The organism is Thiorhodospira sibirica ATCC 700588 (assembly GCF_000227725.2).
Taxonomy (GTDB): Bacteria; Pseudomonadota; Gammaproteobacteria; order Ectothiorhodospirales; family Ectothiorhodospiraceae; genus Thiorhodospira; species Thiorhodospira sibirica.
Window position 1 is genome coordinate 74,253 of record NZ_MU255056.1, and the last position, 26,988, is coordinate 101,240.

A 26,988-nucleotide genomic window follows, 5' to 3' on the forward strand; every position below is an offset into this window, starting at 1 on the left:
CTTTACTCTCAGATGATGCACATTGAGCATGAGCGAATATCTTTTAATTCTGGTCGGCACGGTCTGGGTGAATAATTTCGTGCTGGTGAAATTTTTAGGCCTGTGTCCTTTTATGGGGGTGTCGCGCAAGGTCGAAACCGCTATGGGTATGGGGCTGGCGACGATGTTTGTGCTCACCCTGTCGGCGGTATGCAGCTATGTGCTCAATGCCTATCTCCTGGTGCCGCTGGGACTTGAGTTTTTGCGCATTCTGGCGTTCATTCTGGTGATTGCCGCCGTGGTGCAGTTGACTGAAATGGTCGTACAGCGTACCAGCCCGCTGCTGTATAAGGTCTTGGGGATTTTCTTGCCATTGATTACCACCAATTGTGCCGTGCTGGGCGTGGCCTTGCTCAACGTGCGCGAAGATCACGGCTTTCTCGCCTCGGCGCTGTATGGCTTTGGTGCGGCCAGCGGCTTTGCCTTGGTGCTGGTATTATTTGCGGCCCTGCGCGAGCGGGTCGCCGCGGCGGATGTCCCGGTGCATTTTCGCGGCAGCGCCATCGGCCTGATTACCGCCGGTCTGATGTCTTTGGGGTTTATGGGCTTTAGCGGCCTGGTGCCATGAATACCGCATCACTGTTCATGCTGGCAATGGTGCTGATGGCGCTGCTGGCAGGGGTGTTTGGGCTGATTCTTGGCATCGCACATGCCCGTTTGCGGCGGCAAGGCGACCCGGTGGCCGAGCAAATCGACGCCCTGCTGCCGCAAACCCAGTGCGGTCAATGCGGCTATCCGGGGTGTAAGCCCTATGCCAATGCCATTGCCAAGGGCGAGGCGGATATTAACCGCTGCCCACCGGGTGGCGAGGCAACAGTATTGGCCTTGGCCGATCTGCTGGGCCGTGAAGCTACACCCTTGCAAGGCACGCCTCAGGAAAAGGCGCTGGCAGTGATTGATGAGCCGCGCTGTATCGGTTGCACTTTGTGTATTCAGGCCTGCCCGGTGGATGCCATTATGGGCGCACCACGTCAGATTCATGCGGTGATTGCACCGCTGTGTACCGGCTGTGCGCTGTGTATTGCCCCGTGCCCGGTCAGCTGCATTGAGATGGTGCCGGTGTATAGTGGACCCCGAAATCTGGACAACAGCTTAAGCGATGACAAAGCCTCCAGCATGGGGTAGCGAAGAGATGAGCGAAAAGAGGAAGCGGAACACATACAACGCCGAGTTCAAGGCCAAGGTCGGGCGTGAGGCGATCCATGGGGTCAAGACCGTCAACGAGATGGGTCAAGCCTACGGGGTTCACCCGGTGCAGGTCAGCAAGTGGAAGAAGGCAATCGTTGAGCAGGCAGGTACGCGCTTTGAGGGCAAGCGTGGTCCGAAACCGGCAGCGGAGCAGGACTCGCCGGATCGGCTCTACAGCGAGATGGGCCGCCTGAAGATGGAGCTGGACGGGGACTGGCTCAAAAAAAAACAGGGATCACCCTGCCATGAGCCGCCAGGGCTGGATTGAGGCGGAGGGTGCGCGCTCCATCGTGCGGCAGTGTGAGCGGGCGGAGGTAGCTCGAGCGACCGTATACGCGCATCGCCATCCATCACAGGAGAACGCGACGGCGCTGCTGCTGTGCCGTCTGCTCGACGAAATCTATACGCGGCGACCGCTCTACGGGAACCGCCGGATAGTAGCCGAGCGGCGGGCACAGGGCCATGAAGTCAACCGCAAGTGCGTGCAGCGACTGATGCGCCGGATGGGACTGGCGGCGATCGCGCCGGGCCCTCACACCCGCCGCCCGCACCCGCAGCACAAAGTCTATCCGTACCGGTTGCGTGGCATTCAGGTCATTCGGCCCAACCAGGCCTGCAGCACTGACATCACGTACGTGCGGCTAGCGCGAGGCTTTTGCGACCGGGTCGCGATCATCGACGGGTACAGCCGAAAGGTCTTGAGTGAGCGGCTCAGCAACACCATCGATGCGAGCTTTTGCCTCGACTGTCTTGAGGAAGCCCTGCGGCTGAACCGCCCTCCTGAAGTCTTCAACAGCGACCAAGGCGCTCAGAACACGGCGGAGCCATTCACCAGCGTGCTCAAGCGTGAAGGCATGACGATCAGCATCGATGGCCGAGGGCGAGCCTTTCACAACATCTTCGTAGAGCGGCTCTGGCGAACGGTGAAGCATGAGGACACCGACCTCAAAGGCGACGCTGACCTGCGTGAGGTGACTCTTGGGCTACTGGAAGACTTCTCATTTTACAACGAAGAGCGCCCGCACCAAGCACAGGCCGACGAGACGCCAGCAACGGTCTACAGGACCCGGCAGGGAGGAGGTGCATTGATCGTAGACAAATACGGCCCGGGGCGGTGACGCCTACCGACGGTGAATCTGCGGCATCAGGGCAGCGCTGTGCAGCTGCGAGTGAGGGGCAGGCGATAACTTTAACTCGGCCACCTTTTGTCTTGACAATGGGGTACACCTCACCTTTCAGCGACGGGCGCTCTTTTGCCGCAAGCGGCTTTGCGCTAAGATTAGTCCATGTCTACCAATACACTCACCAAAACACGTTTTGCTCCCAGCCCGACCGGTCATCTGCATTTAGGTAATCTGCGCACGGCTTTGTTTAATGCCTTGTTGGCGCGCCGTGATCAGGGCGTTTTTTTGCTGCGCATTGAGGATACCGATGCGGCCCGCAGTCGGGAGGATTTTGCCCAGGCTTTGCAGGAGGATTTGCAGTGGCTGGGTCTTGCCTGGCAGGAAGGTCCACAGGTTGGCGGGCCGCAGGCACCCTATGCCCAGGCGGCGCGGGGGGCGATTTACCAGCAGTATTATCAGCAGCTTGAAGACGCTGGTCTGGCCTATCCCTGTTTTTGTTCGGAGGAGGCGCTGAAGCTGTCGCGCAAGGCCCAGCTTTCTGCCGGACGGGCGCCGCGCTATGCGGGCACCTGTGCGCGCTTGTCTGCGACCGAGATTGAGGCGCGTTTGGCGCAAGGTATCAAGCCCAGTCTGCGTTTTCGGGTCAGCGATGAGGAAAGCATTGCCTTTGATGATCTGGTGCGCGGGGCGCTGTATTTTAACGGGGCGGATATCGGGGATTTTATCATCCGCCGTTCCGATGGTTCGCCGGCGTTTTTTTTCAGCAATGCCCTGGATGATGCCCTGATGGGGGTTAGCCATGTGCTGCGCGGTGAGGATCATCTCACCAATACCCCGCGTCAGTTGTTGATTCTGCGTGCCCTGGATCTGCCGATGCCGCGTTATGGGCATATTTCCCTGATCATGGATGCCCACGGCGCGCCGCTGTCCAAGCGCCTGGGGGCTTTGAGTGCGCGGGCTTTGCGGGCACAGGGCTTTTTGCCGCTGGCGATTTTGAATCATCTGGCCCGCCTTGGGCACACTCTGGACAGTGATGCGCTGCTCAGTTTTGCGGAACTGGCACAGGCTTTCAGTGAGTCCCGTTTGGGGCGGGCTCCGGCGCGTCATGATGAAACCCAGTTGCAGCATTGGCAGCGGCTGGCGGTCAATGCCCTGGATGAGACCGCCTTGCAGCAATGGCTGGAACACAGCGAGGTGTTGCAGGAAATCCCGGCGGCGCAACAGCAGGCCTTTCTGGCCACCATCCGCGACAATATCGAGCTTCCCGCAGATGCCCGCGTCTGGGCACAGCGTTTGTTGGTTGATCCGCTGGATCATGAGCCTGCCGCCCGCGAGGCCGTGGTGCAGGCGGGTGCGGCCTTTTTTCACAGCGCCATCAAGCTGTTAGATACGCAACCGAATTGGGATTTTCGCGAGTTCAGCAAAACCCTGGGCCAGCAAACCGGTCTTAAGGGACGTGCGTTGTTCATGCCCCTGCGGGCGGCCTTAAGTGGCGTGGATCATGGCCCGGAAATGGCCCGCGTGTGGCAGTTTTTGGGGCCTGAGCGGGCGCGGATACGTTTTATCCAGGCGACTGATCTTTAGGAGGTTCTGATGTCGGTGTTGCCGCGTCTGCATTTAGGGGCTGCGTGGCTGTTGTGTATCGTGCTGCTCAGTGTGCTGGGCTGTGCGCAGGCGCGTCTGCCAGTGATGGTCGATGAACAGCCCGTGCCCTCACTGGCGCCGATGCTTGAGCGCACCATTCCCGGTGTGGTGAATCTGGCCACGCGGGGGCGGGTGGTGGAGCAAAGCCCGTTATTTGATGACCCCTTTTTCCGGCGTTTCTTTGATGTCCCGCAGTTGCAGCGCGAGCGCCGCACCCAGGGGCTGGGCTCCGGGGTGATTCTTGACGCTGCACGCGGTTATATCCTGACTAATCATCATGTGATCCATCGCGCTGATGAGATCATCGTGACCTTGCATGACGGGCGACGCTTTGATGCCACGGTGGTGGGCAGTGATGCAGATACCGATCTGGCGGTGATTCAGATTCAGGCCAGCGATCTGGTGGCGCTGCGTGCGGCGGATTCCGATCATCTGCGGGTGGGGGATTTTGTGGTGGCGATTGGCAACCCCTTTGGCCTGGGGCAGACCGTGACCTCGGGGATTGTCAGCGCGCTGGGGCGCAGCGGTCTAGGGGTGGAAACCTATGAGGATTTTATCCAGACCGATGCCTCCATCAATCCGGGCAACTCCGGCGGGGCGTTGGTGAATCTGCGCGGGGAGCTGGTCGGTATCAATACCGCCATTCTGGCGCGGGGCGGCGGCAATATCGGCATTGGTTTTGCCATTCCCATCAATATGGCCCGCGAGGTAATGACGCATCTGGTCGAATATGGCGAGGTGCAGCGCGGTCGTCTGGGGATTGCGGTGCAGGATCTGACCCACGATCTGGCACAAGCCTTCGGGCTTTCCGGACGTGAGGGCGCGGTGATTACCCGCGTAGAGACGGGCTCACCCGCCGCCCAGGCCGGTTTGCGCGAGGGTGATGTGATTGTGCGCATCAATGGCCGTGTGGTGCGCCATGCAACCGATGTGCGCAATGTCATTGGGCTGTTGCGCATTGATAGCACGGTGCGTCTGGATATTCTGCGCAACGGCCAGCCCCTGAATCTGCACGCCAATGTAGCCCGGCGGGCGGGACAGCAGCTGGATGCCGCTAGCCTGGATGCCCGCCTGCAAGGCGCTATGTTGGCCGATCTGGATGATGATTCGCCGCTGTATGGTCAGGTATCTGGTGTGGTGATCAAAAGCGTTGCGCGTAATTCACGGGCGGCGCGAGCGGGCTTGCGCGAGGGCGATGTGATTTTGTCGGTCAACCGGCAGGCGGTGCAAGACCTGGCGCATATACAGCGGCTGCTGGCCTCACCAACGCGCAATCTGCTATTAAACATACGCCGCGAGCAGCAGGCCTTCTTCCTGCTGTTACAATAGCCAGCCCCAACTGCTCCCAGGGAGAGTCCCGCCACAGGCAGGGAAGGAGCTTATTGCTAAAACTTAACCATCCGCCCCAACGGGGCACCTCTCCTTGAAATAAGGAGGGGTGTTTTTTTATATAGAGCGTGTTCATGGAACTTAATCCATTATTTCAACAAATTGATGATCTTGAAGGCCGCCTGGACGCCTTGAGGGGGTATCTTTGACTACGATACCAAGGCCGAGCGTCTCGAAGAGGTATGCCGCGAGCTAGAACAACCCGATGTCTGGAATGATCCGGAGCGGGCGCAATCTTTGGGACGTGAGCGGGCGCAGCTTGAGGATGTGGTACTTGGCAGCCAGCGTCTGGTGAGCGGCTTGAGCGAGGCCCGCGAGCTGCTGGAGCTGGCACAGCTGGAACAGGATCATGACACGGTCGCGGCCGTGCAGACGGATTTGCAGGGCTTTGAGCGCACCGTTGCTGATCTGGAATTTCGCCGGATGTTCTCCGGAAAAATGGACGCCAATAATGCCTTTGTGGATATTCAGGCAGGCTCTGGCGGAACCGAGGCGCAAGACTGGGCCAGTATGTTGCTGCGTATGTATCTACGCTGGGGCGAGCAGCGCGGCTTTCAGACCGAGATTTTGGAACTCTCTGACGGCGAAGTGGCCGGGATTAAAAGCGCAACCATCAAATTTGATGGTCAGTATGCCTTTGGCTGGCTGCGCACCGAAACCGGGGTGCATCGCCTGGTGCGCAAATCGCCCTTTGATTCGGGTAATCGCCGCCATACCTCCTTTGCGGCAGTGTTTGTCTCCCCGGAGATTGATGATGACATCGAGATTGACATCAATCCGGCAGATTTGCGCATTGATACCTATCGCGCCAGCGGCGCTGGCGGTCAGCATGTTAATCGCACCGAATCGGCCATTCGCATTACCCACCTGCCCAGCGGCGTCGTCGTGGCCTGCCAAAGTGACCGCTCGCAGCATAAAAACCGCGATTTTGCGATGAAACAGCTCAAGGCCAAACTCTATGAGCTGGAGATGCAAAAGCGCAACGCCGCCAAACAGGTCCTGGAAGACAGCAAGTCAGACATCGGCTGGGGCAGCCAGATTCGCTCCTATGTGCTTGATCAGTCGCGTATTAAAGATTTGCGCACCGGCGTGGAAGTCGGCAATACCCAGGGCGTGTTGGATGGTGATCTAGACCCCTTCATTGAGGCCAGCCTCAAAAGTGGCCTGTGATGTCTGTCTGCCGCATGGCCTTACGCCAACCCCAGCATAACGAGAAAAGCCCGTGACCCAGACCGAAACGGCTGCAAGCCCAGATGAAAACAAGCTGATTGCCCTGCGACGTGAAAAACTACAGCAGTTGCGCGCCCAGGGACCGGCATTCCCCAATGATTTTCGCCGTGATGCGCTGGCCGCTGAGGTGTTGCGTGATTACGCAGAGCAGCCGGCGGAATATTTTGACGAAACCCGTATCGAAGTCTGCATGGCCGGGCGGATGATGGCCAAACGGGTGATGGGCAAGGCCAGCTTTGCCCAGCTTCTGGATATGTCCGGGCGCATTCAGGTCTTTATTGAGCGTGACACCCTGGCAGAAGGCGTCTATGCCGCCTTTAAAAGCTGGGACATCGGCGATATTGTCGGCGTGCAGGGGGTCTTGTTTAAAACCAAGACCGGGGAGCTATCCGTGCGGGTGGCGACGCTGCGCCTGCTGAGCAAATCCTTGCGCCCCTTGCCGGAAAAATTTCACGGCCTGCATGATCTGGAAACGCGCTACCGTCAGCGCTATGTCGATCTGATCATGAATGAGTCGGTGCGCGAAACCTTCCGCCTGCGCACGCGTGTCATCCAGTTTCTGCGCGATTACCTCAATGCACAGCACTTTCTGGAAGTGGAAACGCCGATGATGCAGCCGATTCCCGGCGGTGCGGCGGCCCGGCCTTTTATGACGCATCACAACGCCCTGGACATGCCGCTGTATCTGCGCATTGCCCCGGAGCTGTATCTCAAGCGCCTGGTTGTCGGTGGGCTGGAGCGGGTTTACGAGATCAATCGTAATTTTCGCAACGAAGGCCTGTCCACCCGGCACAATCCGGAATTCACCATGCTTGAGTTTTATCAGGCCTATGCCGACTATGCAGACCTGATGGATCTGACCGAGCAGATGTTGCAGGCATTGAGCCTGGAGGTCTTGGGGCGCACCGCGTTTAGCTATCAGGGGCAAACCATTGATCTGGGACAACCCTTTGTGCGCATGAGCGTACTGGAGGCGGTTTGCCACTACAATCCGGCTCTCCAGGCCAGCGACCTTGAACACCGCGCCACCGCCGCCGCTCATGCCAAGGCCCTAGGCATTGAGGTGGCACCCGAATGGGGGGTTGGGCGGATCTGGCTGGAATTATTTGAAACCACGGTGGAAAGCAAATTGCTGGCGCCTACCTTCATCACCGGCTATCCGACGGAAGTCTCGCCGCTGGCGCGCCGCAGTGATCACAACCCGCTGCTGACCGATCGCTTTGAGTTATTCATCGGTGGGCGCGAAATCGCCAATGGCTTCTCCGAGCTCAACGACCCCGAGGATCAGGCCGAACGCTTCCAGGCACAGGTCAATGCCCGTCAGGCGGGGGATGCCGAGGCGATGCATTTTGATGCCGATTATATCCGGGCGCTGGAATATGCCATGCCGCCCACGGCGGGCGAAGGCATCGGCATTGACCGCCTGGTGATGCTGCTGACCAACGCCCCCTCAATCCGTGATGTGTTATTGTTTCCCCATCTGCGTCCTGAAACCTAGCGTTTAGCGGTTGGGAGCGCCGAGCACCCGCCCGGCAGGCTTTTCACTGATGCCACGCGGGTGCGTGGCGCGCCATAATGCCGCTCTGGTGAGCGGCGTTTCATGGGAAGCGCCGGGATGTCCCCGGCACCGGGAGTACTGACCGGCGCACCAGCAAGTTTTTTGGCGCTGTTTTTGCTAGGTATCGGTAACGATCACGCAAGCGGCAACCTTTAACCGTCTGGACTGTATTGATGGCTGGTTTTTTTGCAATCTCCTCATACTCGGTAGGTCGTAAACTCGGCCTCTCCTTTGCCTTGGTCCTGCTATGTATTCTCATCGTAGCGGTGGTCAGTTTTATGGCCTTGGGGCGCGTGAGCGCTGTGTATCAGGACATGCAGGAAAGCCTTGAGCAGGCGGTGTTTCAAACAGAAAAAGAAGTGGATCACTTGGCCTGGGCCAATCAGCTCTCGGCGCTGCTTTTATTGCAGCGGCGCTTTACCGGCGAGCTGAATCCGCAGCACTGTGATTTTGGGCGCTGGTATTATGACTTTCGCGCAACGGATGCCTATGCACAGGTCAGCCCAGCCTTTCGCCAAGCCTTTGACGCCATCGAGCAGCCGCACCGGATCTTGCATGAAAGCGCCCAGCAAATTATCGCGCTCAATACCCAAGGGCAGGCTGCCGAGGCACTCGTGGTGTATCGCGATACCACGTTGCCTCACCTGGAACGCTTGCGCGGCTTGCTGGAACAGCTCAAGCACGCTGGCAGTGAAGAGCGCCAGCATCTGGCACAAGCGGCGCACCGCATCAGCACGACCGCCCATTGGACCATTGTGATTGCCGTGCTGGCGGCCCTGTCATTGGCCTTATGGCTGGGGATTGCCTTAACATGGGCAATTACCCGTCCACTGTGCGGCCTGAAACAGCGGGTGGAAAGCATGGCGCAAGGGGATTTGCGCAATGAGGGCTGGATACGCATTGAATCCAGGGATGAAATTGGCCAAATGGCGAGCGCCTTGCAAACCATGCAGCAGGAAATAGGCGGCTTGGTTGAGCAGGTGCAAAACGCTGCCGAAATGTTGGCCTCGGCCACTGAAGAGCTGTCTGCCATTGCCTCGATTTCTACCCGGGGTGTGGAACGCCAGCGCGATGAAACCGAAAATATGGCCACTGCCATGGGCCAGATGACGCATACGGTCAACACCATTGCCCGCAGTGCCCATCAAGCCACAGAAGCGGCTGATATGGCCCATCAGGCAGCCCAGTCCGGGCAGGGCGTGATTATGGCGAATCTGCGCTCGATGGAAACGATGGAGGCGGACGTTCGTCATACTGCACACGTGGTGCAAAGTGTGCATCAACAAAGCCAGGAGATCGGCACGGTGCTGGATGTGATTCGCGGGATTGCCGAGCAGACCAATCTTTTGGCGTTAAACGCCGCCATTGAGGCTGCCCGGGCCGGTGAGCAGGGGCGCGGATTTGCCGTCGTGGCTGATGAGGTGCGTACCCTGGCCGGGCGAACCCAGGATGCCACCCTTGAGATTCAAAGCATTATTCTCAAGCTGCAAGAGAGCGTCAATCAAGCGGTGGCGCTGATGCAAAAGGATCAAGGCGAGGTGCAACAGGCGCAGCTCGTGGTGGAGGTGCGCGAGACGCTTAACCAGGTGCTGGCAACGATTGAGCGGATTCGTGACATGAATCATCAGATTGCCAGTGGCGCCGAGGAGCAGAGTGTGGTGACCGAACAACTCAACCGCAATGTCCATATCATTCGTGAAGTGGCCGAAGAAAACACCCGTGGCTCCCATGAAACGGCCTCGGCCAGTGGTGAGCTGACACGCCTTGCGCAGCAGTTGCGCCAACGCATTCAGCGTTTCAAGGTTTGACATCCTCCCCGCCCTACCTGCCTGCGCCGCGTGCGTCGCGGCAGGCAGGACGGGGATTCCTAACCTCACGATCAGGATTTTCTGCTTCGCCGAGACCTGCCAAATGCCTCAAAGAGACACCGGACTTACAGTTTCTCCACAGACTAACCCCGCCAGCCCGGCGGTTAAAATAAAGATAGCATCCATGTATAAAGAGAGCAAGCTACCAAAGAGGAGGCGTCGGGAACAGGAGCACGCTTTGCGTGCTGCGCTATCCCTCCCCGGCCTTGCGGCCGGGGTTTCCCGCGCAAACTGATGAACATCAAAGCCTCAAAGAACCAGGGAATTTATCATGCAGACCCATCACCGCAGCCCGCGCTTGCGCCCCAAAGCCAAGGGTGTTGATCCGCCGGGGCCTGGCATCCCCATCCCGTGCGGGCCAAGGCCCATCATGACCGTTACACTGCCGCTTTGCTTAAGCGGCTCGCTATCCTTTCCCAAGGCCACTGGCCGGGATTTCTCGCGGAGAGACTGATGAAAATCGGTGTTCGACTGACTGCAGGCTTTGTCATCGTCATCCTCCTGTCTGCCATGCTGGGGGTGTTGGCCATTGTGCAGATGGGCGGTATTCGCACGAATGCAAGCCAGGTACAAGATGAGGTCTTGCCAGGGCTGGAATCTGCCCTGAAGATTCAGGATCATGTCACCAAGGCTGCGCACTACTGGCATGTCTATGGTCTGACCTATCGCCCGGAAGATGCGCAGCGCGGAACCGAGCAGCAGAGAATGGCTGAGCGAGAGATTCAGACCCTGATTAGCCTGGCCAGCCAGCAGCACGATAAAACCCTGCTGGAATTTGCCCAGCAGGTGGCGGCCTATATGAAAGAACACAGCGAGGCGGCTCAGGATACGCTCAATACCGTGAACCAGCGCGCCCAACTCATGCAGCGCACCGTGCACACTGGTGAAAAGGTGCTGACCGAGATTCGTGCCCTGCTGGATCTGCATAATCAGGCCATGTGGACCGAAACCCGCGATGATTTCTTTCCCCCGGCAGGCCAGACCTTGGGCGATGTGCTGCATGCCCGTCTGCAAAAGCTCAATCATCTTAACGAAGCCCTGGAGCTGATGAACTATGTAGGACGGGCCAATCTGTCCTCACAGATCAACCGTGATCCGCAAATCATGCTCATGAGCTTGGTACGCTTTGCTCAGGCGCATCAGAATATCGACACCGTAGAACAAAGCTCACGCGAAGAGCACACGCTCCAGCAGGTCGCCGTCATTCGTGCCGCCATCAATGAGTATCAAAGCGAGGCGGTGGATCTGGCCGGCACCCTGGTCTTGCTGGATGCGCTCAATGAGCGCCGCGCACAGGCTTATACCAATGCCCTGTCCTCTGTTGATGATCTGGCCAATCTGGCCGTACAGGAAGGCAACCGGGCGGTGGGCGGTGTGGTGAATATCGTACATCGCTCCAGCTCCTCCATGCTGTTGGGCCTGATTGTGGTGGGTGTCATTGGCGTGGGAACTGCAATTTTTATTACCCGTTCCCTGCTACAGCCGATCAATGCCCTGGTGCATCGCCTGCGCGATATTGCTGAAGGTGAAGGTGATTTGACCCAGCGGGTGGATGAAAAACGCCCCGATGAGCTGGGCGAACTCGGGCGCTGGTTTAACTCCCTGATGGCCAAGATTCACGATGTGGTCTTGCAGCTTTCGCAAGCCACCCGCGATGTCGCCACCGCTGCGACCCAGATTGCCACCACCAACGAACAGATGGCCGCCGGGATGCAAAATCAGGCGGATCAGACCATGCAAGTTTCCAGCGCCATTGAGGAAATGAGCGCCTCCATCACCGATGTCTCGCGGCAAAGTGCAGACGCCGCCGACACCGCCAGCGAGGCCGGACGGCGCGCCGGAGATGGTAATCAGATTGTTTCTCACATGGTCAATGAGATGCGCAGTATCGCCGAGCGCGTGGACACTTCCGCCAAAGACATCAACGCCTTGGGTAAAAACAGTGAACAAATCGGACAGATTATCTCGGTGATTGACAGCATCGCCGAGCAAACCAATCTGCTGGCCCTCAATGCCGCCATTGAAGCCGCCCGCGCCGGTGAACATGGACGCGGCTTTGCCGTAGTCGCCGATGAGGTGCGCTCCCTGGCGGAACGCACCGTTGAAGCCACCAAAGAAGTCGCCACTGCCATTGCCGGCATTCAAAAACAAACCGCCGACGCAGTACGCAATATGACCGAAAATGCCGAGCGTGTGACCACCGGGGTGAAGCTGGCTGAGCAGGCGGGAGAATCGCTTAATCAGATTGTGCTCGATTCACAAAACGTGGCCTCGTATGTGCTATCCATTGCCACTGCAGCCGAACAACAGGCCGCCGTTTCTGAACAAATCGCGGCCAACGTCGAGGCGGTCAACGCGGTCACCCGGGAAACCACCTCGCGCGTATCCCAGGCTGCCGATGCCGCCAGCGAGTTGAGCAACAAGGCTGTGCAACTCAAGCGCCTGGTGAGCCTGTTCAAAATTGATGAATCCAAAGCTTAAGCCCGGCAAGCTCTTGAAATGACGCGGCGAGGTGTTTATGCCGGGCGGGTGCCCGGCGTTTCATGTTTTCCGCGCAAACTGACGAAATAAAGCCCTATGCTACATATTTACAATAGCCTGACGCGCAAAAAAGACCCGTTCATTCCGCTGACCCCCGGTCATGTGCGCATGTACGTCTGCGGCATGACCGTCTATGACTACTGCCATCTCGGTCATGCCCGGGTCTTGGTGGTGTTTGATGTGGTCTATCGCTATCTGCAGGCACAGGGGTTTAACGTCACCTATGTGCGCAACATCACCGATATTGATGACAAAATCATCCAGCGGGCCGCACAAAACCACGAACCCATCGAACAACTGACCGAACGCTTCATCGCCGCGATGCACGAAGATGCCCAAGCGCTCAACATCCTGCCGCCGACGCACGAGCCTCGCGCCACCCAGCATATCCAGCCGATCCTGCACATGATTGAGCAGCTTCTGGCCAAAGGGCACGCCTATCAGGCCAGCAACCAAGATATCTATTACGCCGTCAACAGCTTTAAAGACTATGGCAAACTTTCAGGCCGCCAGCTTGAAGACCTGCGCGCCGGGGCGCGGGTTGAACCCGATGAAGCCAAGCGCGATCCGCTGGATTTTGTCTTATGGAAACGGGCTAAGCCCGGCGAACCGAGCTGGGATTCCCCGTGGGGTCTTGGGCGGCCCGGCTGGCATATCGAATGCTCCGCCATGTCAGGCAGCTATCTGGGCCAGCATTTTGATATTCACGGCGGCGGACAAGACCTGCAATTCCCGCATCATGAAAATGAAATCGCCCAAAGCGAGGCCAGCCATGACTGCACCTATGTCAATTACTGGATGCACAACGGCTTTGTGCGCGTCAATGAAGAAAAAATGTCCAAATCCCTGGGCAACTTCTTCACCGTGCGCGAGATTTTGGCGCGTTATCAGGCCGAGGAAGTGCGCTACTTCATTCTTGGTAGTCATTACAAAAGCCCATTGAACTATGGCGATGAGCAGCTGGAACAGGCCCGCAACGCCCTGACACGCCTGTATACCGCCTTACGCGGCTTAGACCGCCAGCCCCCTACAACACAAAGCGAGCAGGATCAGACCCAGGCCTACCGGCAACGCTTTCACGCCGCCATGGACGACGATTTCAACACCCCCGAGGCCCTCGCGGTATTGTTTGAACTGGCCCACGAGATCAACCGCGTGCGTTCGCAAGACCCTGCCTACGCGCAGTACCTGGCCGCCACGCTCTACCAACTCGGCGGCATCCTGGGACTGCTGACCCAAGACCCCCAAAGCTACCTGCAAAGCGGCAGCGGCAGCGATACCATCGACGCTTCCCAGATCGAAACCCTCATTGCCCAACGCCTGCAAGCCCGCGCCGACAAAGACTGGCCGGAAGCCGACCGCATCCGTGACCACCTCAAAACCCAAGGCATCATCCTCGAAGACAGCGGCAACACCACCACCTGGCGCCGTCTATAAACCCCACTGAAAACGCTGTGGGAGCAGCCAGGTCCAGCCCAGCATCGTAATGTCTCCATTAAACGGTTCAATGCCTGCCATCAAGCTGTTGGTTGTTACCCGCGAACGGGCAGGTGACCAACGCTATGGTTTGGGCAAAAGTTTGCAACCCGTTCTGGCCGCGCTACGTGCCGAGGGAGTGTCCTGGCGCTATCTGTCTCAGGCAGATCTGGGGCCGCGCAGTCAGTTAGCGCTGCGTGGGCTGCAACGCGGGCTTGTCCCTTGGATGGCAAAAATACTGCGCGGTACGCAGACGGACGCGCTGGTGCAGGGGTTGTATGAACGCATCAATATGGGGCGTCTGGCGGCCAAAGTGGCGCGGCGTGAAGACTATACCCATGTGCATTGCCATGATCCCTTTATTGCCTGGGGATTTTTATGGGCGTCTCGATTGGCGCGCCGCCGTCCGCCGATACGCGTAGGCATCACCCAGCACGGCTTTGGCAGCTATACCCAGTCCTTTCACGAAGACGGCATTGCCTTGGGGCATCATGTCATGCGCTGGCTGCGCGCCAGAGAACGCTCGATTCTGGCGCAGCTTGATTGGGTCATCGCCCCTACACAGGCCGCTTTAGTACAGTTGCAGCGTGATTTGGCCCTGCCCGCACGGCCTGCACATTGGCATTGCATCCCGCACCCGTTGCCGCGCTTGCCAATACTTGAGCGCGCTTTGGCACGCCAGCATTTAGGCTGGGAGGCGCATGCCTGTGTTCTACTTGCGGTAGGCCGACTGGTGGCGCTCAAGGATTTTGCCACTCTTATTCAGGCCTTGGCGCAGCTGGCCCGGTCGGATGTGCGGCTGGTAATTTTAGGGGAAGGCGATGCCACACCTCTGCTGGACTTGGCACAAGGTCTGAATCTGAGAGATCGAGTACAGATTAGTGTCACAGACGAAATGGCGCATTATTACGCGGCCGCCGATATCTATGTCAGCACCTCCTTGACCGAATCCTTTGGACTGGCCAATCTGGAGGCGATTAGCCAAGGCTTGCCGACGGTATGCACTGCCGTGGGTGGGGTTCCCGAAGTGCTTGGTACGGGTGCCTGCCTGATTGCCCCCGGCGATGTCGCTACCTTGGTATACGCACTGGATACGCTATTAAGCCAGCCGGTTATCCGCCATCACTATCAACAGCAGGGACAATTACGCACCCGTCAGTGGCCGACGGATGCCCACATCGTGCAGCAATATCTGGCCCTTTATCGGGGCAGCCCGCCCTCGCCTGCACCGGTTGTACACGCCGCCATTGCCGCTGAACTTGTCGAGGCGCAGATCAACGCCCGCCCGCCTTTTTGCAGTCCGGCACCGTTGCCATTTATGCCGGGGCTGCGGGTGTTGATCTTTGCCCCTCATGCCGATGATGAAAGCCTGGGGTGTGGTGGCACCATTTGCCTGATGCTGGCCGCTGGTATGGAGGTCTGCGTGGTCTGGGTCAGTGATGGATCGGCAGGCGACCCTTATGATTACTGCGACGGACAGGTGGTGGCGGTGCGTCAGCAAGAGGCGCTGTCGGCTGCAGGCATTCTGGGCGTCAAGACATCGGTGTTTCTGGGATTCAAAGACGGTGAATTGCGCTGTGAGCCCGCCTTGCGGCAGGCGATTTCGCAGCAATTCGAGCAATACCAGCCCGATTGGGTATTTGCGCCGCCGCCTCACGATGCACACCGTGATCATGCGGTGGTCAGTCATCTGGTACGCCACTGCTGTACTGTGCATAACCCGGCAATACGGCTGTTTTTTTATGAAATATGGACGCCGCTCACGGCCAATTATCTGGTCGATATCAGCGCCGTCTATCCGCGCAAACAGGCGGCCATGGCAGCCTATGCCTTACCCTTGCGTTATATGAACTATCTGGAGATGGCTCAGGCGCTGGCGCGCTATCGGGCGATGCATCTGGCAGACGGCAAAGGCTTTGCCGAGGCCTTTGCCGAGGTGCGTGGCGTTGAACACGGCCACGTTAGGTATAGCAGCGCGAGTTAAGCCGCCTGGATAATGACCTGAACATCATTGGGTGCGTCGCTGCCAATGGCTTGCAGATCATAGCGTTGTTGCAACAGCGCCAGGACATTCGGGGTCACAAAGGCCGGCAGACGTGGGCCAATACGGACGCCCTTGACATCCAGCGCCAGCAGGGTCAGCAACACCGCCACCGCTTTTTGCTCAAACCAGCTCAATACCAGCGTCAGCGGTAAATCATTTACGCCACAATTAAAGGCCTTGGACAAAGCCACCGCCACCTGAATCGCGCCATAGGCATCATTGCATTGGCCCATATCCAGCAGGCGCGGCAACCCGGCGACGGTGCCGTAGTCATGATCACGGATGCGGAACTTGCCACAGCCCAGGGTCAGAATCACCGACTCCTCTGGCGTAGCACGGGCAAAATCTGCGTAATAATTGCGCCCCACTTCAGCGCCATCACAGCCGCCGATCAGGAAGAAATGCTTGATCTGGCCGCTTTGCACCGCCTCAACCACTTTGTCGGCAACGCCTAAAATCGCCCCATGATGGAAGCCAACCACGGACTCTTTCAAGGGCGTTGGGCTCAATGGGCCGATGGCCTTGGCCTGCGCGATGACCTCGCTGAAATCACTGTTGTGAATCACTTTGGAACCGGGCACCGCCGAGGCGCGCATAGTATACAGCCGGTCGCCATAATGGGTCTGCGTTCCCGGAATCAGCACGCAGTTAGTGGTGGCGATGACTGGGCCGCCAAACTCTTCAAATTCCCGCCGCTGCTTTTGCCAGGCACCGCCATAATGCCCGGCCAGATGCGGATAGGCGCGCAGCTTGGCGTAGGCGTGTGCAGGCAGCATCTCGCCGTGCGTGTAAACCTTGATGCCGGTCTCTTTGGTCTGCTCCAGCAGATCACGCAAATCCAGCAGATCGTGCCCGGTGATCAAAATCCCCGGACCTTCCTGAATGCCTTCCTTCACCGTAGCAGGGCTTGGCGTTCCGAACAGTTCGTTATGCCCTTCATCCAGCAATTGCATGGTCTTGAGATTCATGCGCCCGCATTCCAGCACCATCTCCAGCAGAGATTCCATGTCAAAGTTGACATTGGTCATGGTGGCAAACAGCGCCTCTTCAATAAAGGCCTCCACCTGCGGGTCAGTCTTGCCAAGACGGCGCGCATGGTGCTTATACGCCGCCATCCCTTTTAAACCGTAGAGCAGAATTTTCTGCAAAGACTCCACATCCGCATCTTTGCCGCACACGCCGCGGTCGGTACAGGCAATCCCGCCTTTGGTCTGTTCGCATTGATCGCAATACATCTGGCTCATGTCGCTGCCTCTTTGAAGTCGGTGGCTGGTCTAAACGCGTTGAAAAGATAAACAGGACAAACTTTATCCTGTTTTGATGCAAAAAACAAGTACAATCTTTGCAAACCTTCCTACGCGCCTGCTTTAAAGCCTGTAGTCCACCCAGACGGCAGCGGCTTTAACAGGCTTGCAAGACCTCAAATGCACACATCTGTGAACTCGACGATTACATAACCACCCGCGCCGGGTGGCGGCTTTTTCCAGCAATGGCACACAAGCCGCCGATGAGTTTGAGCTTGACCTTTTTACAGAAACACAATCTCAGTGCTTTACTGTCATTGTTGTAATCTCACTGAAATCAGACATGGATTACGGTAAATTTCGGGTTGAATGACCGCGATCCATAGCGTATTATCCGCCCCTGACGGTTCCCCTTCGTGGGATCAAAAGGGAACACGGTGTGTTGGTGTTGTAAAAAGCCAGCACGCAAACCGTGGCTGCCCCCGCAACTGTAAGCGATGAGCCGGTACTCACGATATGCCACTGGTCGATGTGACTGACTGGGAAGGCGGAGTACACAGGCGATGACACGCAAGCCAGGAGACCTGCCGTCAACTGCGTCACCTACCTTTGAACGGGGTGTTTCAGGGGTGCGGGCTACCGTTTGGGTGACGCCTTGTGCGTTGCTATGCGTGGAGTCCGTTGGGGTGTTTTTTATCTCCTTCCTTTGATGCCTTGAAGCGTGATCCTGCGGGCGTTTTGCCTGTACGGTGTGCTTTTGGGTATTTGTCTTGCGCCTAGCAGACGCTGTTTTCATTTGTCTTTACAAGTGCCAACGGAGTCTGTCTATGTTTTCTGGTTTTGCCCCGCTGTGTGTTTATAACGCCTTCAGCTGTGTACGGCTGCTTGCCCAGTGCCCGTCGAATCAAGGAGTCATTCAGCCATGACCCAACGGCTCTATGCCCTCAGTGATGCGCAATGGGCGCGTATTCAAGACGTTGTTGCCTGGTCGCCCCGGTCATGTGGGCGTTACCGCCCGTGATAACCGCTTATTTGTTGAGGCGGTGATTTATCGGTATCGCGCCGGTATCCCGTGGCGCAATCTGCCTCAGTGCTTTGGCGATTCTCGCGCTGTGCGTATCCGTTTTGCACGTTGGGAGCGCAACGGTGTTTGGCAGCGGGTATTTGGGCGTCTGGCCACCGATGGCAATCCTGAGTGGGCCATGATTGAGAGCGCCATCATGCGCGAACTGCTACACAGCGCGGCTACTCCAAAGCAAAAGACAACCAAGCCCTCAGCCACTGCAAAGAGGCCTGAGCGTCCAGATTCATATCCCTATGCATGCTTTGAATAATCCGAACGGTTTTATGTGAACGGCGGGCAGACATCTGTTTGAGGCGGTACTAATCTCACTGACTGGCTGTTTGATCTAGAGGCCGACGTTGTTGCCTGGTTAAGCACTTTTCGCCAATCTTGGCACAGAAAAAATATAGTTATACTATAACATAACCTTTATACTGCCTTTGGCGGCTGCGAGGCGTAGCCGCTATCCCTCCCCGCGCCTTGCGGCCGGGGTTTCTCGCGGAGGAACTGATGACCTGGATACACCTGCAAACCCTAATCGTGAGGATCAATCGAATATGACCAACACGCCACACGGCAAACTGCGACCATCTAGGCTTGCCATCATCACCGCTTTGGCATTTTGCGTAGGCGCTCCCAAAGCCTTTGCCGACTCACCCTTAGACGTGCAGCTCTCCATCATTTTAGAAGGCATTTACCACGAACGTTTAAGCAAAGGAAATACCGAACCCGCCGGATTTGGCCATGACCACCATCACGACCACGGTCACCACCATGACCACGATCACGGCCTTGATAGCGGATTCAATCTGGGGCATTCCGAGCTTGCCTTTGAGGCACGCCTGGGAGATTTGCTAGACGGCGCGGTCATGCTTGGTTTTGATGCCAACCATATCGAGGTTGAGGAAGCCTATATACGCACCTTGAGCCTGCCGGCAGGTTTCCAGCTCAAGGGTGGTAAATTTCTTTCTGATATTGGATATGTCAACAGCCACCACGGACATGATTGGCATTTTGTGCAGCGTCCTTTGGTCAATGAGTATCTATTTGGCCATCACGGCCTGCTCGATACGGGTTTGCAGGCGAGCTATGTACCGGCTACAGCATGGTATACGCAGCTGGGTATTGAGGTCTTCCAAGGACAAGAAGATGAGGGGATCGCACGCCTGGACGATGGCTTACCCATCAATCTCAAGGATGGGCCTCGTCTATTTACTGCCTTTGCCAAGCTAGGGCCTGACTTGGGCGACTATCACGCATTGCAAACCGGTGTCTCGGCCGGGTATGTGCGTGACTATGGACGCATTGAGGATCATGGCAACCACGCACACGCCGTAACCGGCAATGCCTTTTTTACCGGTGTAGATGCAGTTTATCGCTATTATGCCGGACGGGGTTATGGGCATGGCGACTGGCGTATTGCTGGTGAGTATTTTTTGGTTGAACGCAATGTAGACGAGCATCTAGAGCGTATACATGGAGGACATCAATATTGGGTTAAACGTGATCGATACACAGAACAGCAGGATGGTATGTATTTGGAAACGGTGTATGGATTCAGGCCACGTTGGGAATTGGGGCTGCGCGCTGAGGCGCTTGGTCTGAAAAATCGTGTACTGGACTTTCATCCAACCGCCATACAAGCGTTTGATACCTCTTATCGTTATGCCGCGCAATTAACGTTTCGCCCCGCCGAACCCGTGTTTATTCGTGCGCAATTAAGCTATGACGACTTTGCTTTTGACGATCATCACCATGATCACGACCATGGCCATGCGCATGAGCATCATGAGGGTCGCAATCTAAGCTTCTTGCTACAACTCAATGTGGCCTTGGGTGCGTGCGGGGCTCGCCGCAGCACTCGCCTCGCCAACACCCCTTGAAAAAAAGTCCAGACCCAACGCGACCCCCAGCATTGGACCTTCAGAAAAGCCTCCCGCAGTCTGGCTTCCTGGTTTAAACGCGCTCTGCGCCATCTGAAGCGCTGCCTTTAAAACAACATCCCGTTACCTGATTTTTATGCCCGCAAATAACTGATAGGTGGTAAGCGTAGATAAGCATCCTCGTTGACAGCGCAGGGGAAAACCGCTACTTTGCGCCATAGGAGCAAAAAACAGTTCTTGATTTTTTCTTCATTGTTTATCAGAATTCTCCATTGTAGATAGGTTATCTACAAACGCGAAGGTTTCGCGTTCTATGGTCGGGGTCGAAGTCGAATCGCAAAGTTGTTCTCTGTTCAGGATGAACGCCGAGGCCACTTTTATGGCGCAAGCTGGGTTTCGACGGCTGAAACCGCCCATGTTGCCGGTGTTGACCGGCCATTCGGTTGGGACTGCTCAACCAGGACTCCAGTTGCTCGCCCGCAAGGGTGTTATCAACGGAGAGCGAAGTGCCTAAAAATCGCATAAGCAACTTTGTTTAGGTTTTTAGGAGCAGCGTCAGAACTCCTTCATACTCGGAATATCCCCACGCCCGTCAGTCGTGGTTTTTTTGTGCGCGCACCTGCCCAAAGTGTGCCTTTATTCCTGCCTGATGGCTGGGATGTTGCCGAATACAAAACCCGCAAGGGAAATCAGGCAAGCCGAAGTATGACGGTTCTGAACATCCCGGCCGCCCTCAGCCGAGTGCGGTCAACCTCATTGAGAGGCAAACATCATGACGGCACATTCCCTACCTCTTGTTCACATTGCTGGTACACCCGTTCAGCCCATCCTGTATCAGGCGCAACCGGTCTTAACCCTGGCCATGATGGATCAGATCCATCAGCGTCCTAAAGGGACGGCCCGCAAGCGCTTTAATGACAACAAGGGTCGCCTGCGTGAAGGCGTGGACTGGTTTAAAGTCAGTGCGTCCGAAATTCGGACGCACTCACCGGATGCCATCCCTAAAGCGCGTAAAAGCGATGTCATCCTCGTCAATGAATTCGGCTACCTGTTATTGGTGAAATCCTTTACGGACGATCTGGCCTGGGAAATACAGCGTCAACTGGTGACGGTATATTTCCGCCTCAAAGATCAGGTGCAGCCAGCACCCAAGCCACTACCCAGCACCTGGGTGGTATTGCGACAGCAACGCTTGGGGCAGTGCGTCCAAGACACGCTGGATGCCCGCACCCTGCACCACGTCCTGGGCAACAAACGCCACTACAGCGACTGGATCAAACAACGCCTCAGCCGCTACCCCTTTATCGAAGCGCAAGACTTTGTGAGTTATTCACAGCCTTGCGATCATCCCCGTGGTGGGCGACCTTTACAGGAATATCAAATCAGCATCGACATGGCCAAAGCGCTGTGTATCATCGAAAACACCGCCGCCAGTTGGGTTGCCTACCGCGATCTGTGTGAACACAGTGGCTTGACGGATGACGCTGCAACATCCTCATCCTCGCTCACCGAGCAATTAAACCACCTTCATCAGCAACTAAAACGCCTTAATCACCGCTTGAGCACTCCCGGCCTGCAGCTCACCTCAGATCCACTGCACCAGCGCCTCGCCGCCTGGCTTGCGGGACGCCAGCACTGCACCTTGGCGGAAATCTCAGCGGCCTTATTTGACCTGCCTGTGGAAAACCTCTCATGCCTTGGAAAAATGCGAATCCATTGCCTGTTGCAGGAATTAGGCTGGCACATCGGACAGGACGGCAGCTTTCAGCCGCTACAATAACCACCCCAAAGTCATTTTTTAACCACAAAAAACCGCGATAACACGTCGATAGATACACGACCCAAACCCTGGTGGCTAAATCCTTGAGCTCGGGATAACGGTTTTCCAGGGTTTCAACCACGCTGGCTTATATATCTGCAAGCATGAAGTCCACAGCGGCCATGAAATCAGAGCGGTTGAGCCAAGTTCTCAATCTTTCGTCATGGAAGCGTTTGGCACATAAAGCGGTATACCCTGCGAAGAGTGGCGATCTTTTTCTTGCTGGCGGGCTGTGGAGTGTGGGCCAAGCGTTTGCATGGCAGGTGCTGAAGTATCTGGGCGAAGCTGTCAGTGTCTCGCTATTCAATAAAAATCTATCCAATTATTGCGCAAGATCAATAGCCATCAGGCAGGGTATAGACTATCTTTAAATTAAGTCGCTACGGCAAGACTGTCATGCGCATTACCGCTAATTTTTCTGTATCATCTTACCTCTAAATAAGGACGGAGCATCGCGCAAACCTTAATGTTGTCTATTTAACGCCATAATTCAAAAGGTATTTTTACATTTTACGGAGGCACTGTTTACCCTGTTATCTTTGCAGGGGGAGCTGTGATACACACCATGACGACACGCAAATTCTCTCGCCGCCGCTTTATCTGCAGTAGCGCTGCTCTGTTTGGCGGAGCGCTCATTCCATCAGTGACACCCGCGCTGAATATGAATTACCTGCAAATTCAACGCCTTCATCCTGTGCGTTTTATAGCAGGTCTGGTTTTTAATCTGGCGCAAGCCGTTGTTATCAAGGTGGTTGCGGATGAGGTTGTGCAGGCATTAAAACAGCATGATTTTCGGTTCCTAGCCCAAAAAACCCGTTTAGAAACCTGTGATCATGGGATATGCATTGAGGGCAGTAATTTTCAGCATCCAAACTACAAAGCCTCCATGGTTGTCCTGGGTGTTGCAAATTATGAGGCACACAAAGAGCGTCAGTTACGTTTGCTGATGGAAGATCAGGCACAACAGGAGCGTATCAGAGATACCCTGCAATACCTGCGTGATGAACGCATTGACGTTCGCTTGCACGGCGATCTGTATTCACGCCGGGTCAGCCTGGATACGGAGCCTGATGATTTGTTTACGCTGGATTATTTGTTGATGGCCTCACATCAAGAGCAACATTATATGAACTTGATTGATATTACCGGTACACAGGCTTTTAAAGGGTGGAATGCATGATGCAAAAATATGGGATATGCGGGTCAATCATTGGGGCTATTCTGTGGGTCAGCATAAATGCTGCCTGGGCGGTTGATTTTACACGCGAAGAAATCGCCATTATGCACCGTCATGAGGTTCGCATGGCGCTACCCGATGAAAAACAGCCCTATGTGGTGCCGGTGGAGATTGCGCCAGCTTTGTTGGTATACACAGAGCTGCTGGATTTTTCCAACCGACCACTGTACGAAGCACCCGCCTGGCTTGCCCGCTTCAAAAACCTTCGTAAACTGGATCTTTCCAATACACGGTTATCGGCACAGGGGCTTGTTGCCATATTAAGCGAGTTGCATGAGCTTGAAGTCCTGAATCTATCCAATAACCCGCTATTTGTAGAAGATGCCTCACTGGCGGAGCTATGGGCGCATCTGCCCCGTTTGTCTGAATTAAATTTATCGCAGACGGGTTTGCAGCCTGCTCATTTAGGCGCCCTCACCGCACTTAACCTGGTCAGACTGAATCTTGCAGATAATCCTGATCTGGGAGCGCTGGATGATTTAGGCATTGGGCAGCTTAATCGGCTGCGGGAATTGAATCTGTCCAATACCGGTCTTGCATCCATCAGTCCGCAACACCTACCCGCAGCCTCCCTGATTCGTCTGGACCTCAGCCATAATACATTAAAAGACATACCTTTTATGGATTTTGCAGCACTGGAGCAATTAAACATCCTGGGCAATCGGCGCGTTACTTTGGCAGAGCGCTACGCCAGTATCCTGAGTGTACCCCGCTTGATGCAATTATTGGCGCATGATGATGCCGTGATTCCCGATGGCTTGATAACGAAGCTAAACATGCAGGTCTATTCCATGGAAGATTTTACCGATGCGGGTCATGGTACTGTGATTGATACGCGCACGAATCTGCAATGGATGCGTTGCGCCATTGGGCAAAGCTGGAATGGCTTCAGTTGTGCGGGTGAGGCGGAACGGGTGCCTTGGGCGGCCACCGCAAATGTGGTCAGAGCCGTCAATCGGCGATCCCAGGAAGGTGATTGGCGCTTACCTACCGTGACTGAACTGAAAAGCATCGTGTATTGTAATAACACACCGGATAACCCACCACAGCGCGGTATGCACTGTGCAAGCTTTGGTCTGTATGCCGGTGGCCCCAGCATCAATCCCCTGGCCTTTCCCAATGCCCCGGCGAGCTATTTCTGGTCACAGACGGCTTTAAAGGATGATTATAGCTGGGGTATTGATTTCAATAGCGGACGCGATCACTGGGATTTGCAAGCGATCCCCGCACACATTCGTTTAGTCAGAACCCCCTGAAAGGTTGAAAGTCATATTATGGACATAATACTAAGAGCAGAAGTTGATGCAATGCGTTACATATAGCATATTTAAGAAGCTGATTTTTTGTGTTTTATTGAGCTCTATAGTGATGGTGTTATCAGGCTGTTTGTCCTCACGCACCGACAAAGCTGAGCGCGATATTCAAGCGCTGGTTGCAGCGATGCATGCCTATCGCCTGGATGTCGGTGTCTATCCTGAACGTAATCAGGGTTTGCAAGCCTTGCTGGCAAGACCGCCGGGTGTGCGCAACTGGAAAGGGCCTTATGTCGGCAAGCCAAAAGACCTGATAGACCCTTGGGGTAATCCATATCAATACATAATACCCAGTCGGTGGGGCGCACCTTTTGATATTCTTACTGTAGACCCGACAGACCCGACTGGTCCACTTATTAGGGCTTGGCGGTTGGGCGATACAGAGGTACAAATCAACCTAGGGTTGCGTTTTGCAAATGGGCGAAACGTTGCCCAGGATTATGCCGAAGCGGTTTACTGGTGGCGTATGGCTGCTGAGCAGGGAAATGCACGGGCACAATCTATTCTAGGGTTTTCATACGAAAAGGGGCGTGGTGTATCTCAAGATGCTACTGAGGCTGTGCGCTGGTATCGCCTGGCTGCCGAACAAAGTCATGAATCCGCCCGTCAAGCGCTTATTCGGCTTGGCGTAGATTAACCAACGGAACAGAAAACCCAAAGCAGCGCGGCTCACACCTCGCGAGATTTGGTTTATGTCGTCACCCCAGCATCAATTCGCTGGTATTCTCCAATGCCCTGGCGCGCTATTTTTTGTCACAGGTAGCTTTAAAGGAAGGTTGTAGCTGAGAGTAGGAATTTGTAAGCTGTCCCTGCGCACATGTTTAATTAAGGCAGAAACGAAGAGCTATTGAAGGTCTGAAAACTATATTATGTACATTCTATACAGAGCAGAAAATGATGCATCGCATTACATACAGCATAATTAAACAACTGATTTTCTGTGTGCTATTAACTTCTCTACTGATAGCGTTATCAGGCTGTTCCTCACGCACCGATAGAGCTGAACGCGATATTCAGGCACTGGTTACAGCGATGCATGACTATCGCATTGATGTAGGAGATTATCCTGAGCGCGATCAAGCTTTACAAGCTTTGTTAGCGAGTCCCCATGGTGCATCCAACTGGAAAGGGCCTTATGTGAAAAAAGTAAAAGACCTGATTGACCCTTGGGGTAATCCGTATCAGTATGCAATACCCGGTCAATGGGGTGCGCCGTTTGATATCTTTACCGCTACCCCAGATGGATCGCCTATCAGAGCTTGGCAGATGGCTAATGCAGAGATGCAACTTAACATGGGTTTTGATTATGCAAACGGTCATGATGTTTCCCAAGACCATGCCGAAGCCATTTATTGGTGGCATATGGCTGCTGAGCAGGGGAATGCGCAGGCGCAATCTATTCTAGGTTCCTTATATGAAGAAGGTCGCGGGGTTATCCAAGACGATGCCGAGGCAGTACGGTGGTTTCGTTTAGCGGCTGAGCAGGGTGATGCATTAGCGCAAAATAATCTTGGTATGATGTACCGCCGAGGTCGAGGTGTTCCGCAAGATAATGACGAAGCCTTATGGTGGTTTAGCTTGGCAGCCGAGCAAGGTCATATCCCAGCACAAAGGAACCTTAGACGTATGGGTCAATAATGGCTAAAAACTCCGTTGCGCTCGATTACAGCTGGTATATGTAGCAGCATTAAGGAATGCGTTTAGGCTAAATTCCAAACCAACATTACCAGCATCGCTAAGCTTAAGGTGCCAAAACTGGCCATGCCCAGGGCTGCGAGGATGGCCCAACGCAAGTAATGGCCAATGATACGTTTTTCCGGTTCGGCGTCTGCCGATAAGATAAAGGGACGGCTGCGGTCGGGGCCGCGTGAGAGGAGGTGGACGGCGGGCAGGGTGGTGCGTTGGGCGCGAAGCATTAAGGCTTCCTGTGCGGCGGCGGCGCGCACGGCTTCCCAGGCATTTAAATCAATCGGCCCGCGGGGTGACAGGCCAAAACTGGCCATTTTTTCCGGGTCTTTTTTCCAGGCACGCAGGAGGCTGGTGATCTCGTCTTGCAGCGCGTGCTGATCATCATAGCCGTGGGTGCGAAAGTAGCCGATGGCATAGAGGCTGTCACCGCTTTCCAGGCGGCGTTCGGTGTAGCGATAGCTCCCCAGATCCAGAAAGGTGCGCGCCTGTGGCCCAAATTCAGGCCAGCGGCTGGAGCCACTCCAGCGATCTTGATGGTGTGCAAAGATGGTGGCTTTGTGTGGGTCTATCACGCACACGCCGGTGTCATCTTGCAAATAAAACAGGTCTTCGCTGCGTCCTTTATCTACCGATTTCCAG

At 55.7% G+C, this 26,988-nt stretch carries 19 protein-coding genes, 1 pseudogene and 1 riboswitch; of the genes and pseudogenes, 18 read left to right on the forward strand and 2 right to left on the reverse strand.

Annotation, left to right across the window (positions count from 1 at the left end):
- The first annotated feature begins 28 nt into the window (after positions 1–28).
- The 11 genes from rsxA to THISIDRAFT_RS00595 all read left to right on the forward strand — a co-directional run bounded on the left by rsxA (position 29) and on the right by THISIDRAFT_RS00595 (position 16,041).
- Positions 29–607, forward strand: a complete 579-nt coding sequence (gene rsxA / locus THISIDRAFT_RS00545) for an electron transport complex subunit RsxA (protein WP_006787232.1) — start codon at positions 29–31, stop codon at positions 605–607.
- The gene (gene rsxB, locus THISIDRAFT_RS00550) at positions 604–1,164 is read left to right on the forward strand and encodes an electron transport complex subunit RsxB (protein ID WP_006787233.1); all 561 of its coding nucleotides are present in this window, start codon (positions 604–606) and stop codon (positions 1,162–1,164) included. The genes rsxA and rsxB overlap by 4 nt, the downstream gene beginning before the upstream one ends.
- A gap of 7 nt (positions 1,165–1,171) precedes the next feature.
- Positions 1,172–2,345, forward strand: a protein-coding gene (locus THISIDRAFT_RS00555) for an IS3 family transposase (protein ID WP_139064041.1) whose coding sequence is annotated in 2 segments (ribosomal slippage) — positions 1,172–1,467 and positions 1,466–2,345 — 1,176 coding nt in all. Because the reading frame shifts where the segments join, the coding sequence is not laid out codon by codon here.
- A gap of 168 nt (positions 2,346–2,513) precedes the next feature.
- Positions 2,514–3,935: a glutamate--tRNA ligase gene (gltX, locus tag THISIDRAFT_RS00560; protein WP_006787235.1), complete on the forward strand. Its 1,422-nt coding sequence runs from the start codon at positions 2,514–2,516 to the stop codon at positions 3,933–3,935.
- A gap of 9 nt (positions 3,936–3,944) precedes the next feature.
- Positions 3,945–5,324: a DegQ family serine endoprotease gene (locus THISIDRAFT_RS00565; RefSeq protein ID WP_006787236.1), complete on the forward strand. Its 1,380-nt coding sequence runs from the start codon at positions 3,945–3,947 to the stop codon at positions 5,322–5,324.
- A 134-nt stretch (positions 5,325–5,458) separates the two neighbouring features.
- Positions 5,459–6,554, forward strand: a protein-coding gene (gene prfB, locus THISIDRAFT_RS00570) for a peptide chain release factor 2 (protein WP_006787237.1) whose coding sequence is annotated in 2 segments (ribosomal slippage) — positions 5,459–5,530 and positions 5,532–6,554 — 1,095 coding nt in all. Because the reading frame shifts where the segments join, the coding sequence is not laid out codon by codon here.
- Between the two features lie 52 nt (positions 6,555–6,606).
- On the forward strand, positions 6,607–8,112 hold the full coding sequence (lysS, locus tag THISIDRAFT_RS00575) for a lysine--tRNA ligase (RefSeq protein ID WP_006787238.1): 1,506 nt from the start codon (positions 6,607–6,609) through the stop codon (positions 8,110–8,112).
- Between the two features lie 233 nt (positions 8,113–8,345).
- Positions 8,346–9,980 carry a methyl-accepting chemotaxis protein gene (locus tag THISIDRAFT_RS00580; protein WP_006787239.1) on the forward strand — a complete coding sequence of 545 codons (1,635 nt, stop codon included), beginning with the start codon at positions 8,346–8,348 and terminating at the stop codon, positions 9,978–9,980.
- 513 nt (positions 9,981–10,493) lie between these two features.
- On the forward strand, positions 10,494–12,521 hold the full coding sequence (locus THISIDRAFT_RS00585) for a HAMP domain-containing methyl-accepting chemotaxis protein (RefSeq protein WP_006787240.1): 2,028 nt from the start codon (positions 10,494–10,496) through the stop codon (positions 12,519–12,521).
- A gap of 96 nt (positions 12,522–12,617) precedes the next feature.
- Positions 12,618–14,018, forward strand: coding sequence for a cysteine--tRNA ligase (gene cysS, locus THISIDRAFT_RS00590; protein ID WP_006787241.1), 1,401 nt, complete (start codon positions 12,618–12,620; stop codon positions 14,016–14,018).
- A 70-nt stretch (positions 14,019–14,088) separates the two neighbouring features.
- Complete coding sequence (locus tag THISIDRAFT_RS00595) at positions 14,089–16,041, forward strand: PIG-L family deacetylase (RefSeq protein WP_006787242.1); 1,953 nt, start codon at positions 14,089–14,091, stop codon at positions 16,039–16,041.
- Here THISIDRAFT_RS00595 and hcp read toward each other — a convergent pair.
- Entirely contained in the window at positions 16,038–17,336 is a 1,299-nt protein-coding gene (gene hcp / locus THISIDRAFT_RS00600) for a hydroxylamine reductase (RefSeq protein ID WP_040852082.1), read from the reverse strand. The genes THISIDRAFT_RS00595 and hcp overlap by 4 nt on opposite strands.
- A gap of 396 nt (positions 17,337–17,732) precedes the next feature.
- A riboswitch (cobalamin riboswitch) is annotated at positions 17,733–17,951 on the forward strand.
- Between the two features lie 316 nt (positions 17,952–18,267).
- On the opposite strand from hcp, the pseudogene THISIDRAFT_RS15220 reads away from it, so the two are divergent.
- The 7 genes and pseudogenes from THISIDRAFT_RS15220 to THISIDRAFT_RS15015 form a co-directional block, all read left to right on the forward strand.
- Positions 18,268–18,487, forward strand: a pseudogene (locus tag THISIDRAFT_RS15220) (transposase); the annotation flags it as partial.
- Positions 18,488–18,965: 478 nt separating this feature from the next.
- Positions 18,966–20,291, forward strand: a complete 1,326-nt coding sequence (locus THISIDRAFT_RS00610; RefSeq protein ID WP_006787245.1) for a hypothetical protein — start codon at positions 18,966–18,968, stop codon at positions 20,289–20,291.
- 772 nt (positions 20,292–21,063) lie between these two features.
- The gene (locus tag THISIDRAFT_RS00615; protein ID WP_006787246.1) at positions 21,064–22,071 is read left to right on the forward strand and encodes an antA/AntB antirepressor family protein; all 1,008 of its coding nucleotides are present in this window, start codon (positions 21,064–21,066) and stop codon (positions 22,069–22,071) included.
- Between the two features lie 604 nt (positions 22,072–22,675).
- On the forward strand, positions 22,676–23,290 hold the full coding sequence (locus THISIDRAFT_RS00620; RefSeq protein WP_006787247.1) for a hypothetical protein: 615 nt from the start codon (positions 22,676–22,678) through the stop codon (positions 23,288–23,290).
- On the forward strand, positions 23,287–24,603 hold the full coding sequence (locus THISIDRAFT_RS00625; protein WP_050984874.1) for an Lcl domain-containing protein: 1,317 nt from the start codon (positions 23,287–23,289) through the stop codon (positions 24,601–24,603). Before THISIDRAFT_RS00620 ends, THISIDRAFT_RS00625 begins: the two co-directional genes overlap by 4 nt.
- A gap of 46 nt (positions 24,604–24,649) precedes the next feature.
- Positions 24,650–25,297 (forward strand): type II secretion system protein GspG, encoded by a 648-nt coding sequence (locus THISIDRAFT_RS15090; protein WP_006787249.1) that lies wholly within the window; start codon positions 24,650–24,652, stop codon positions 25,295–25,297.
- A 257-nt stretch (positions 25,298–25,554) separates the two neighbouring features.
- Positions 25,555–26,298 carry a type II secretion system protein GspG gene (locus tag THISIDRAFT_RS15015; protein ID WP_269468765.1) on the forward strand — a complete coding sequence of 248 codons (744 nt, stop codon included), beginning with the start codon at positions 25,555–25,557 and terminating at the stop codon, positions 26,296–26,298.
- A gap of 62 nt (positions 26,299–26,360) precedes the next feature.
- Here THISIDRAFT_RS15015 and THISIDRAFT_RS00640 read toward each other — a convergent pair.
- The coding region (locus THISIDRAFT_RS00640) for an E3 ubiquitin ligase family protein (RefSeq protein ID WP_221913924.1) at positions 26,361–26,988 on the reverse strand (628 nt) is incomplete at its 5' end.

Excerpts from the sequence above, each read along its gene's own strand:
- rsxA (WP_006787232.1), top strand. The coding sequence starts at position 29 with ATGAGCGAATATCTTTTAATTCTGGTCGGCACGGTCTGGGTGAATAAT.
- rsxB (WP_006787233.1), top strand. The coding sequence starts at position 604 with ATGAATACCGCATCACTGTTCATGCTGGCAATGGTGCTGATGGCGCTG.
- gltX (WP_006787235.1), top strand. The coding sequence starts at position 2,514 with ATGTCTACCAATACACTCACCAAAACACGTTTTGCTCCCAGCCCGACC.
- THISIDRAFT_RS00565 (WP_006787236.1), top strand. The coding sequence starts at position 3,945 with ATGTCGGTGTTGCCGCGTCTGCATTTAGGGGCTGCGTGGCTGTTGTGT.
- THISIDRAFT_RS00580 (WP_006787239.1), top strand. The coding sequence starts at position 8,346 with ATGGCTGGTTTTTTTGCAATCTCCTCATACTCGGTAGGTCGTAAACTC.
- THISIDRAFT_RS00585 (WP_006787240.1), top strand. The coding sequence starts at position 10,494 with ATGAAAATCGGTGTTCGACTGACTGCAGGCTTTGTCATCGTCATCCTC.
- cysS (WP_006787241.1), top strand. The coding sequence starts at position 12,618 with ATGCTACATATTTACAATAGCCTGACGCGCAAAAAAGACCCGTTCATT.
- THISIDRAFT_RS00595 (WP_006787242.1), top strand. The coding sequence starts at position 14,089 with ATGCCTGCCATCAAGCTGTTGGTTGTTACCCGCGAACGGGCAGGTGAC.
- hcp (WP_040852082.1), bottom strand. The coding sequence starts at position 17,336 with ATGTATTGCGATCAATGCGAACAGACCAAAGGCGGGATTGCCTGTACC.
- THISIDRAFT_RS00610 (WP_006787245.1), top strand. The coding sequence starts at position 18,966 with ATGACCAACACGCCACACGGCAAACTGCGACCATCTAGGCTTGCCATC.
- THISIDRAFT_RS00615 (WP_006787246.1), top strand. The coding sequence starts at position 21,064 with ATGACGGCACATTCCCTACCTCTTGTTCACATTGCTGGTACACCCGTT.
- THISIDRAFT_RS00620 (WP_006787247.1), top strand. The coding sequence starts at position 22,676 with ATGACGACACGCAAATTCTCTCGCCGCCGCTTTATCTGCAGTAGCGCT.
- THISIDRAFT_RS00625 (WP_050984874.1), top strand. The coding sequence starts at position 23,287 with ATGATGCAAAAATATGGGATATGCGGGTCAATCATTGGGGCTATTCTG.
- THISIDRAFT_RS15090 (WP_006787249.1), top strand. The coding sequence starts at position 24,650 with ATGCAATGCGTTACATATAGCATATTTAAGAAGCTGATTTTTTGTGTT.
- THISIDRAFT_RS15015 (WP_269468765.1), top strand. The coding sequence starts at position 25,555 with ATGATGCATCGCATTACATACAGCATAATTAAACAACTGATTTTCTGT.